General features: G+C 38.2%; 10 protein-coding genes. 6 read left to right on the forward strand and 4 right to left on the reverse strand.

Going from position 1 to position 11,401, the window contains the following annotated elements:
- Positions 1 to 197: 197 nt before the first annotated feature.
- Positions 198 to 845: an isoprenoid biosynthesis glyoxalase ElbB gene (elbB, locus tag GQR53_RS03085; protein ID WP_165742841.1), complete on the reverse strand. Its 648-nt coding sequence runs from the start codon at positions 843 to 845 to the stop codon at positions 198 to 200.
- Between the two features lie 524 nt (positions 846 to 1,369).
- Between elbB and polA the strand changes: the two genes are divergently transcribed.
- From polA to GQR53_RS03100, 3 genes are all read left to right on the forward strand, one after another.
- Positions 1,370 to 4,105, forward strand: coding sequence for a DNA polymerase I (polA, locus tag GQR53_RS03090; RefSeq protein ID WP_002959914.1), 2,736 nt, complete (start codon positions 1,370 to 1,372; stop codon positions 4,103 to 4,105).
- A gap of 491 nt (positions 4,106 to 4,596) precedes the next feature.
- On the forward strand, positions 4,597 to 5,184 hold the full coding sequence (locus tag GQR53_RS03095; RefSeq protein WP_024605301.1) for a YceI family protein: 588 nt from the start codon (positions 4,597 to 4,599) through the stop codon (positions 5,182 to 5,184).
- Entirely contained in the window at positions 5,181 to 5,699 is a 519-nt protein-coding gene (locus GQR53_RS03100) for a DUF1285 domain-containing protein (protein WP_165742842.1), read from the forward strand. Before GQR53_RS03095 ends, GQR53_RS03100 begins: the two co-directional genes overlap by 4 nt.
- 9 nt (positions 5,700 to 5,708) lie before the next feature.
- On the opposite strand, the gene yihA is transcribed toward GQR53_RS03100, so the two are convergent.
- Positions 5,709 to 6,377 (reverse strand): ribosome biogenesis GTP-binding protein YihA/YsxC, encoded by a 669-nt coding sequence (gene yihA, locus GQR53_RS03105; protein ID WP_007377272.1) that lies wholly within the window; start codon positions 6,375 to 6,377, stop codon positions 5,709 to 5,711.
- Positions 6,378 to 6,658: 281 nt separating this feature from the next.
- On the opposite strand from yihA, the gene GQR53_RS03110 reads away from it, so the two are divergent.
- The 3 genes from GQR53_RS03110 to GQR53_RS03120 all read left to right on the forward strand — a co-directional run bounded on the left by GQR53_RS03110 (position 6,659) and on the right by GQR53_RS03120 (position 9,157).
- Entirely contained in the window at positions 6,659 to 7,291 is a 633-nt protein-coding gene (locus GQR53_RS03110; protein ID WP_024596955.1) for a c-type cytochrome, read from the forward strand.
- A gap of 753 nt (positions 7,292 to 8,044) precedes the next feature.
- Positions 8,045 to 8,629 (forward strand): Der GTPase-activating protein YihI, encoded by a 585-nt coding sequence (gene yihI, locus GQR53_RS03115; RefSeq protein WP_165742843.1) that lies wholly within the window; start codon positions 8,045 to 8,047, stop codon positions 8,627 to 8,629.
- A gap of 12 nt (positions 8,630 to 8,641) precedes the next feature.
- A complete protein-coding gene (locus GQR53_RS03120; RefSeq protein ID WP_149593325.1) occupies positions 8,642 to 9,157 on the forward strand; it encodes a DUF2489 domain-containing protein in 516 nt (171 codons plus the stop codon).
- A 76-nt stretch (positions 9,158 to 9,233) separates the two neighbouring features.
- Here GQR53_RS03120 and hemN read toward each other — a convergent pair whose 3' ends face one another.
- Positions 9,234 to 10,607 (reverse strand): oxygen-independent coproporphyrinogen III oxidase, encoded by a 1,374-nt coding sequence (hemN, locus tag GQR53_RS03125; protein ID WP_165742844.1) that lies wholly within the window; start codon positions 10,605 to 10,607, stop codon positions 9,234 to 9,236.
- Between the two features lie 123 nt (positions 10,608 to 10,730).
- Entirely contained in the window at positions 10,731 to 11,264 is a 534-nt protein-coding gene (gene yjgA, locus GQR53_RS03130; protein ID WP_165742845.1) for a ribosome biogenesis factor YjgA, read from the reverse strand.
- Positions 11,265 to 11,401: the final 137 nt, after the last annotated feature.

Genomic DNA, 11,401 nt, shown 5'->3' on the forward strand with positions numbered 1-11,401 from the left:
ACGATTAAAGATGACGGAAATTAAACCGATTATAACTCTCTGAGCCAATTTATAAAATGCTAAGAGCCGTTTTTATTAATAAAACTGACTACTTTTTGCGTTAACGCAATAAAATTTAATTATTTACTGTTTTTTGTTAAGCAATTTAATAAGCGTAATCAGTCATACAATTAACTTTTTAGATCCTAAGATCAAAATCAATTTATTGATAATACGCTACTAACTAGTTTTGCGATCCCTGCGTCGGCTTCAAGAATCGATTCTGCCAACATGTAAGCAGGGGTGGTAACTAACTTATTTGGTTCATCGATAACTACACCGTTAACCGCACAATCTATATGTTTAGCGCCTAATGTGCTTAGCGCTTGTGCTGTCTCTACATCGTTACCAATAGTAAGTGCGGCGTTATCGTAAATAAATGGGATCAATGCGGGTGCAATACACATATAACCTGCAGGCTTATTTGCTTTTGCAAATGATTTACAAGCATTAAGGACTTCCTGATTGATATTTGCTTTTGCGCCTTTAATTGCAAAATCGCATAAGTTTTTTGCAGCACCGAAACCGCCAGGTACAATTAATGCGTCAAACTGAGTCACGTCTAGTTCAATCAGCGATTTAATGTCACCTCGTGCAATGCGAGCAGCTTCTGTTAATACATTGCGTTTATCAGGCATTACTTCACCTGTTAAATGGTTTATGGTATGAAGTTGCTCAATATCTGGTGCAAAACACTGATACGTTGCGCCATTTTTGGCTATATGTAATAAAGTTAAAATTGCTTCATTAATTTCACTACCATCGTACACACCAGACCCTGCTAATATTACTGCTACGTTTTTCATGCTTTTGTGCCCCTAAAGTCTTTTTTATAAGTCGATCGGATGAAGTTTAACATGCTCAAAATTTCTCGCGAAAATAAATTTTTAGTACAAAAATCATTCGCAGTGCAAGTCGTTTTGCGGTTTATGCCATTTGCGATCACTTTGCCTTTAAAAAAATTATAAAGGATCGCTATGATCTTCGATCCATTGTGCTAGAATACTCCTCCGGTTATTTAAATGAACGCGAATAATCAAAGTGAATAACAACAGAAGTAGTCGTTAGAAAACCTTTTTCCACATTGGTTTAAAATAATAAAAAAAGAACCTCGTATTATTTTTTTTAAATTAAAACATACAGTTAAAGTATTTTCTAGGCATTTTATAATGCTTTGGAAGAATAGCTCGTGGCTGTTATCTACACACTTATCCACAGCTTGCTCTAGTTTTAATAACACGATAAACAGTAATTCACAGTCGTTTTATTTACTACCTTATGGCATGCTTATAATTACCTTAATTTTTTGCATTTAGGATCCAAATTCACCATGGCTCAGATCCCCGAAAACCCGCTTATTTTAGTTGATGGTTCGTCATATTTATTTCGTGCTTATCATTCTCCGCCGCATTTAACTAATTCTAAAGGTGAGGCTACGGGCGCTATTTATGGCGTGATCAACATGCTTAAAAGCTTGATCAGACAATATGATCCCTCACACATGGTGGTTATATTTGATGCTAAAGGCAAAACGTTCCGTAACGATATGTATAGCGAATATAAGGCAAATCGCCCGCCGATGCCGGATGACTTACGTACGCAAATAGCACCAATACATAGCATTATCAAAGCGATGGGTTTTCCGCTAATTAGTATCGAAGGCGTTGAAGCTGATGATGTTATTGGCACATTTGCACGCATTGCAACTGAGCAAAAACGGCATGTCCTTGTCTCCACTGGTGATAAAGATATGGCGCAACTTGTAAATGAACACGTTACATTAATAAACACGATGACCGACAGTATTTCAGATCCCGTTACCGTAGTTGAAAAGTTTGGTGTAGGCCCCGAGCTTATTATCGATTACTTGGCACTAATGGGCGATAAGGTCGATAATATCCCAGGTGTTGAAGGCTGTGGTCCAAAAACGGCCGTTAAGTGGTTAGAGAAATATGGCTCGTTGCAAGGTGTAATGGATCACGCAAGTGAGATTAAGGGTAAAATAGGTGAAAAGTTAGCTGCAGCTCTCGATCATCTGCCTTTAAGCTACGAGCTTGCAACAATTAAGTGCGATGTTGAAGTCGAATCAGATCTTGATACGTTCAAACTACAAGAGCCAAATAAAGACGAATTAATTGCACTATATGGTGAGTGCGAATTTCGTCGTTGGTTAGCTGAGTTACTAGATAACCCCAAAGATGCAGAAACACATCTAGCTGTACCTACCGAAGCCACTGAATTACCAAAAGTAGAAGATGCTCATTACGAAACTATTTTAACGCAAGCGCAATTTGATACGTTAATAGAGCAATTAAATAGTGCCGAGTTATTTGCATTTGATACAGAAACTACCAGCCTTGATTACATGAAAGCGCAATTAGTGGGTATGAGTTTTGCCGTAAAAGCGGGTGAAGCTGTGTATTTACCTCTAGCGCATGACTACCCGGGTGCGCCTGAGCAACTAAGTCTGGAATTTGTAATGCAAAAGCTAGGTCCAATTTTGGCCGATGAAAACAAAGCTAAAGTAGGGCAAAACCTTAAATACGACAAAAGTGTATTAGCGAATGCAGGTTTTGCGTTAAACGGTATTAAGTTTGACACCATGCTTGAGTCATACGTATTTAATAGTGTGGGTACACGCCACGATATGGACTCGCTAGCACTTAAATATCTAGGTCATAAAAATATTAGCTTTGAAGATATTGCTGGCAAAGGTAAAAAGCAACTTACCTTCAACCAAATTGAACTTGAAAAAGCTGCGCCTTACGCTGCAGAAGATGCCGATATTACTTTGCGCCTACATGAAGTGCTTTGGCCAAAAATAGCGGCTGATGAAAAGCTAAAATCTGTATTCGAAGATATAGAAATGCCACTTGTTAGTGTGATTTCTGATATTGAACGAACCGGCGTTGCAATAGATAGTAATATGCTTGCAGCACACAGTATGCGTTTAGGCGAGCGTTTAATTGAGCTTGAAAAAGAAGCATTTGAAATAGCAGGGGAACCATTTAATTTAAGCTCTCCTAAGCAACTACAAGTACTGTTGTTTGAAAAGCTTGGCCTGCCTATTATCAAAAAAACACCTAAAGGTGCACCTTCTACCGCAGAAGAAGTATTGCAAGAGCTTGCTCATGATTATCCACTACCTAAAGTAATCATAGAGCATCGTGGTTTATCAAAGCTTAAATCAACTTACACTGATAAATTACCATTAATGGTGAATGAGAAAACCCAGCGTGTGCATACGTCTTATCATCAGGCAATTACAGCAACGGGGCGCTTGAGTTCAACCGATCCTAATTTACAAAATATTCCTATTCGTTCAGAAGAAGGGCGTCGAATTCGTGAAGCGTTTATAGCTGCAGATGGTTATAAAATTGTCGCTGCCGATTACAGCCAAATTGAGCTGCGTATTATGGCGCATCTTTCACAAGACAAAGGTTTATTAAATGCATTTGCTAACGGCTTAGATGTACACAGTGCAACTGCCGCTGAAGTATTTGGTGTAGAGCTTGATGATGTAACTACCGATATGCGCCGCAAGGCAAAAGCAGTAAATTTTGGCTTAATTTACGGTATGTCGGCATTTGGTTTAGCACGTCAACTAGATGTGCCGCGCCACGAAGCGCAGCATTACATAGATAAGTATTTTGAGCGTTTTCCAGGTGTATTAGAGTACATGGAAACAACACGCGAAAAAGCGGCTGAAAATGGCTATGTTGAAACAATATTTGGTCGCCGCCTACATTTGCCAGAAATAAACGCACGTAATGGGGCGCGCAGAAAAGGAGCCGAACGTGCTGCTATTAATGCGCCAATGCAAGGTACTGCTGCTGATATTATTAAAAAGGCAATGCTGAGCGTTAACCGCTGGGTACACGAACAAGCGCCAAATACGATTAAGTTACTTATGCAAGTTCACGATGAATTGGTATTTGAAATTAAAACAGACTGCGCACCAGAATACACAAAGCATATTTGTGAGCTGATGTCGCAAGCTGCAGCGCTTGATGTGCCGCTTATTGTTGAAGCCGACGAAGGTGACAACTGGGAACAAGCCCATTAATGCAATTTGAGCATTTTAATTAAAGCGCCTTTTGGCGCTTTTTTTATGTTTAATAAAAATGGCGAATAACAGCTATTTAATTAGCTATATGCAAGCTTTAGTTAAAATAAGGTTAATTTAAGCAACTATTTGTATTAAATAGTTATATGTTCGTCAATTCGAGCTATTTTACAGGAATATGATTGTATTTTAATGCGTGCTTTTGCTAAAGTCCCGCCTGTCCTATCCTGTAGGACATCCTGTTGATGATGCATCTGAAAGGGTGCAACAAATTGATAGCTTCTCCCCAGTTTGCTATACCGGCCTACCAACTTGTTTGGTGGGCCGTTTTTTGTTTTATGCCTAAAAATCCTATCTAATTAATTCTTTTTTTGCGCTATACCAATTGTATTGTTCATTCGTCACTTCGAGGTGGTTTGGGTACATCGCAGGTGATACCATCGAAGTGCTATCATTTTTATTCTTTTCATTTTATTACTAAGGAGTGCGTTATGTTTAAAGCATTAGCTATTGCAGGTTTTTCTTTATCAAGTTTAGTTATTTCTAATGTTGCTCAGGCCAATTGGCAGCTAGTGAATGATAAAAGCCAACTAAGCTTTGTTTCAATTAAAAAAGATTCGATTGCTGAAGCTCACCATTTTACTAACCTTGAAGGTATGCTTTCTGATAAAGGTGAGTTTAGCGTTAATGTTGATTTAACATCAGCCGAAACTCTAATCCCTATTCGTAATGAGCGTTTAGCTACATTTTTATTCGAAGCGGCTAAATTCCCCAATGCTGTTTTAACTGCAAATTTAACTAAAGAGCTAAGTAATATCAAAAAGCCTGGTCAATATGTATTGAAGGGTATTAAAGCTGAGCTTGATTTTCATGGTAATAAAAAACCATTGGCAATTGATGTACTCGTTAACAGCACGCAAAGTGGTGATTTAACGGTATCATCATTAACACCTATTATTATTAATAGTGATGATTTTGGTGTAACCGAAGGCGTTAAAAAGCTGCAAGAGTTAGCGGGCTTGCCTTCAATTGCCACAGCTGTGCCTGTTACATTTGCAATAACACTTAAAAAACAGTGATTTCTTTAAGTGAGCTTAGCAAGCGATTAAGCGAGCCAAGCAAACCTTTTGATAGTTGGCAGCCTAACCATTGTGGGGAGCTGCCAATTGTTATTAATAATGAAGGGAAATGGTTTTACGATGGCAGCGGAATAACACGCCCAGCCATGGTGAAGCTGTTTGCTTCTGTATTGTGTAAAGAAGATGAGCAATTTTATTTAAAAACCCCTGTCGAAAAAATAACAATAACGGTTGAAGATGCACCGTTTATTATTGTTGATTGGCGTTTTGAAAATACAGCGCAAGGGCAAGTGTTGTGTTGTATTGATAATTTAGCTAGGCAGTGGCTAGTGAGCGCTCAGCAGCCTTTGTATATAAAAGACTACAAAGGTTCAAAGGTGCCTTATTTAAAGCTACCGTATGGTTGTAGTGCGCGAGTTTCACGCAGTGTATTTTATCAGTGGGCTGAAAAAGCCGAGTCTGATAAGCTCGGCTATTTTATTAAATCTGCAGGAAAGCAGTTTTATTTATCGTAACGCCAGCGTTTAAGCCTCTGGGTTTGTTTCGTCAGTGATTGTTTCATCGGTAGGTGGTACAGCAATAACAGGGCCTAAAAACCATTCATCTAGCTTTTTAGCTACTTCTGGTAAACCGGTGCCTTTTAATGATGAAAACGCATGAACTGTAATATCCCCATCAAGCGTGCTTAATTCACGGCGAACTTGCAGTACTTGTGATTTACGAGGGCCTTGCTTTAGTTTGTCGGCTTTAGTTAATAGTGCCAATACTGGAATCTCACTACCAATTGCCCAGTTAATTAAATCACGGTCTAAATCTTTTAATGGATGACGAATATCCATTAAAATAACAATACCTTTTAAGCTTTGACGCTTTTGCAGATATTCACCTAACGACTTTTGCCATTTCTTTTTCATTTCGATTGGTACTTTAGCAAAGCCATAGCCTGGTAAATCGATAAGGCGCATATCGTCAACATCCGCTAAATCGAATGTATTGATTAGCTGAGTACGTCCAGGTGTCTTACTTGTACGTGCTAGCTTCTGATCGGTTAATGCATTTAATGCACTCGACTTACCTGCATTGGAGCGACCGGCAAACGCAACTTCAATTCCCGTATCAGCAGGTAATTTAGTAATGTCGGGAGCGCTTGTTACGAAAGACGCAGTATTATATTTGATACGAGATTTGAGCACAGGCTCTCCTAAAACTTAAAAAAATAACATTGAGTAAACCAAATTCACTCAGGGCGCGTATTTTATACTATAAAGGATGTATTAAAAAGCGTATTTAACCACCTAAAAACAGCACCTATGGTACATTTAAAACATGTTAAAGCTTAATCTAAGTCAAAACCCTGTAAATTATAAGCTTAATATGTGTAGAAAACGTGCCAGAGAATTTATTATCGTGTAGAATATATGTATTACAACATCACGATTGTAGATGATACAGGGTCGGAAACAGAGAATTCACCATGAAAAAAATAGCACTATCTTTAACAATATTGCTTGGTGCGTTGTCAGCAAGCAACGCAACAGCATTTGATGGCGATGTAAACGCAGGTAAAGAAAAATCAGCAACGTGTGCGGCTTGTCACGGCCCAGACGGTAATGCGCCGGTTAATATTTACCCAAAAATTGCAGGTCAACATCCAGATTATATCCTTAAGCAACTTCAGGATTTAAAATTAGGTATGACGTCAGGCGGCAAAGAAGGGCGTATGGATCCAGTAATGAGCGCTATGGCTATGCCACTTAGCGAGCAAGACATGAAAGATCTAGCTGCTTATTTTTCTTCAATGAACATGACTGAAGGTGCTACACCTAAAGATGTTGTTGAAGTTGGCGAAATGCTCTTTAAAGCAGGCGATGCGGAGCGTGGGATTCCTTCATGTGCAGCATGTCATGGTCCACGTGGTAACGGTTCATCACTTGCTAAGTTTCCAAAAATTTCTTTTCAGCATCCTGGATATATCAAGTCTCAACTTGAAAAATTCCGTGATGGAACTCGTCACAATGACTTAAATGGCATGATGGGCGATATAGCGAAGAAATTAACAGATAAAGATATTGAAGTACTTTCTCAGTACTTAGGTGGTTTACACTAAAGTCGTATTTATTTAGCAATTAATAATAAATACACTACAATGTTTTACAAAAAGCAGCCTTGGCTGCTTTTTTTGTGCGTAAAATTAACGATATCACCCGTTAAAATGTAAGACATTGACCATGCGTTAGTGTGAGAAAAGTCTTCTTTTTATTTTTTATTTGTCATTAACCTATTGTATTTTATTGTTTATTTGAGTTTAGAATGTAATAAGTATAATAAAAGTTATATAAGCCAGTTGTAACAAAATCATTAACGAGTAAATTAACCACTGTCGCAAAAGAACAATAACAAAACGGAAACAAGCTATAAGGAAAGTGGCGCGGCATGACTACATAGCACAAGATTGGTGCTACTAAAGGAAATAATAAAAAAGTGTCAGAATGACCGAAAATAATAAAAAACTCATGGAAGTTTAATAACAAAAACAAAATGGAATGTAACAAGGAACGTAAAAATAATAACAATACGGACTGATAATAATAAAAATAATAAAGACTAAAAAAAGTCGAAGGGAGAAGTGTCCAGATAATGGCGCTCAGATTAGCAGGCGGTAGAGATGTTTTCTCTACCGCCTTTTTATTTGTCCTGTTACAATACCCACCGTTTAAAATTAGCGATTAATTAGCTAAGGCGCTTTTAAATGAGAAACCCAACCTCTATAGCGCAAACTGAATTCTTCTGGCTAGGCCAGCACTGCGATGCCCATTAATTTGCGCTTCGCTCAAAACCTCTTAAGTGAGATGATCAAGATATGAGTAGAACTAAAAAGTCACGCAAAAGCCCAGCAAACGGACCTGTTCGTATAAGCCAAGATAAGCTTAAAGAAATGCGCGCATTAAAAGAGCAGCGAGTTAAAAAAACCAAAGGCGCAAAGCCGGGTTCTCGTAATGCGCCAGATTTACTAGATAGCGAAAGCCAAAATAGTAATCATGCGCCTAAAGATAAGCGTGTAGGCAGTAAAAAGCCTGTGCCGTTAATCGCAACCGCGCCTGAGCCTAAAGTTGAAATGAAACGCAACTTAAAGCCAACTATTGAGCTGAAAAAAGTAATCGAGCCTGAATTTACACCTGAACAAGAGCTAGAAGCACTTGAGAATGACGAACGTTTACTTAAACTAGTAGAGCGTCATGAAAAAGGTGAAATGCTAACAGGTAAAGATGCGAAGTACTTCAATAGTCGCATTGCCCGTCATCAGGCGTTATGTGAAATTCTTGGTATTGAAGATGAGGACGAAGACGAGTTTGAAGATGACCTTGAAAGCCAAGGCAATTCTGACTTCGATCAATACTTATCTGATGATTTAGCCAACGAATGGTTAGATGAAGACGACAAATAGTAAGGATAAATAATGAGTACCTCGGTAATTTTAGCCTTACTTTTAGGCGCTGCTATCATAGCTGGTTTGGCATTTTATGCGGGTCAGTTGCTGTATAAGTTAAATGCGCAAAAAAAGTTAATTGCTAAAACGCAGGCTGAACAAAAGCAAAAGCTTGAAAAGTCGCGTTTAAAGCGAAACGCAAAACTAGCCGATAGTATTCATTTAATCGCACGTGCAATGAATGAAGAGCAGTGTGAGTTTTCTGAAGGCTGTTTACGCATATGGGTACTTATCTCTCAGTATGCCTTTGAAAGCGAGCGTGATTTAACGACGCAGTATCCTGGTATTTATAAAATGTATCAGGTAGTTAAAGAAATGCCGACGCACGACGCACGTAAAAAATACTCTAAAAAAGAGATTTTTAAGCTGGATAAAGCTCGTTGGCAAGCTGAAAAAACACTTAAAGATGAAGTTAAAGCTGATTGCGCTAAAATTATCATCGAGTTTAAAGCCGCTCCAGGTAGCGATAAAGTCGTTTTTAATTAAAGCTACAACTTAAATACAAAAAGCAGACCTAGGTCTGCTTTTTTTGTGCTGATGTATTTATTATCCATAGTTCAGGCTAAATCACTCTTGAAAAGCGCGTTGCGTTAATTTGTTTTTGTAAGTGAGCATCGAAGCACATACAAATAATACGAATGAATAAGTTACCGCGTGGTGTTACGCTAATTTTATTATCAATTATAGTTACTAGTTCATCTTTTATAAGTGGCGCCAGCGCTACTAATGCATCCTCAAAGTAGTCATTAAATATAAGCGCGTGTTTTTCACTAAAGTCTTGTATATCTAATTCAAATTGGCAAATGAGCTGTTTAATTGCATCAGCACGAATTACATCATCATTTGTTAAGTGCACTCCTTTATTAAGAGCACTGCCGCTTTGTGTTTCTACGCTGTGGTAATAATGTTTTAATTCTTTTTGATTTTGTAAAATGGCGGTGCCAATTTGTGAAATTGATGACACGCCTAAACCTAATAAATCACAATTTCCATGGGTTGTATAACCTTGAAAATTACGGTGTAACTTGCCTTCATTTTGCGCAACAGTTAGTTCATTATCAGTTTTTGCAAAATGGTCCATACCAATAAATTGATAGCCTGCTTGCGTCATCTGCTCCAGCGTATTTTTAAACATGGTGAGCTTATTATGAGCACTGGGTAAATCTGCATCTTTAATCTTACGCTGTGCAGCAAAGCGCTCTGGTAAATGCGCGTAGTTAAACACTGATACTCTATCAGGGCTTAACTCAATAAGTTGCTCTATAGTTTGTTTAAAGCTTTGTGGTGTTTGCAGTGGCAGACCGTAAATCATATCTGCATTAATAGATTGAAACCCCAACTGGCGAGCTTGTGTAATTAATTGCTTGACGGTATCTGCATTTTGCGGGCGATTAACAGCAAGTTGCACGTCATCGTTAAAGTCTTGAATCCCAAACGAGACGCGGTTAAAGCCAAGCATCCTTAAATCAACAAGCATATTATCGGCAAGTGAGCGTGGGTCTATTTCAATGCCGCGCTCTGTCGTGCGTGTAAAATTAAAGTGTTGTTCTAAAAGCTTAATTAAACGGGTCATTTGTTTTGCGGTTAAAAAGGTGGGAGTACCGCCACCTAAATGTAATTGCTCAACCGTGTAGCTTTTAAATAAAGGCGCTTGGGCAGTAATTTCTTTTGCTAAAAAGTCGAGATACGTATCTGCCTTAGATTGATGACGGGTAATTATTTTATTACAGCCACAGTAGTAGCAAAGCTGACTACAAAACGGGATGTGAATATATAAAGAAAGAGAGCGACTTGTTGACGATTCTATAGCGCTTAGTAGGTCTTGTTGCTGATATCCGTCACGCAGTGATAAAGCCGTGGGATAAGAGGTATAACGCGGACCAGACACATTATATTTGTTTATTAGGGTTTCATCCCATTGTGGAAGTTTAATCATCACGCGCACCTAAGTATTTATTTAGGAGGGATTATAAAAAAGTACTCAGGAAGGCGGTTTGATCTATAACAAAAAAGGTGCCGAAGCACCTTTTTTAATAAAATATCAATTAATACAGTCTAATTAATATGTAACAGTATGAGCATCTTTAAGGTATTGAAATAATTCTTTATAACCTTTACCTGGCTTTTCAGCTTTCGCTTCTTTTGCTGCATTACGAACTAATTGGCGCATTTGTTGACGATCAAGAGACGGAAACTGCTCAATAGTCTCATTGATAAGGTCATCACCTTGCTCAATTAAATCTGAACGTAATTGCTCAATTTTTTTGACCAATACTTCAGCTTGGTTATTTTTATTAAGCATCACATCGATAATCGCTTTAATATCATCAATGTTTTCTACAGTACGCAGTGTTTTAGCGATGTAATTTAAGTGGCGGCGATACGCGTCGCTTTTGTTACTTATTTTATCAGCAACAACCATCGCTTCTTTTAAATCGTCATTTAATGGCAGGCGTTCGCGCTGTTTTTTACCCATTTCGGCAATTTCAGTACCTAACTGATGAAACTCTTGCGCTTCGCGTTTAAGCTCCGTTCTTGATACATATTCAATTTCTTCTTCAATTTCAGCAGGCTTGCCTTTTTTCTTTGCCATGGGGTGCTCTTAAATAAAAATAACTTTTGCCATTATACATGAATATGATACTTAGGAATATTAGCTGATGTGATGCATTGAGTGTGTTAGCATTTAAATATAAGAAATGCGTGCATTATGCCTCTAAGGCTCAGGAC

It is taken from the genome of Pseudoalteromonas sp. Z9A6, assembly GCF_011378805.1.
Lineage (GTDB): Bacteria > Pseudomonadota > Gammaproteobacteria > Enterobacterales > Alteromonadaceae > Pseudoalteromonas > Pseudoalteromonas distincta.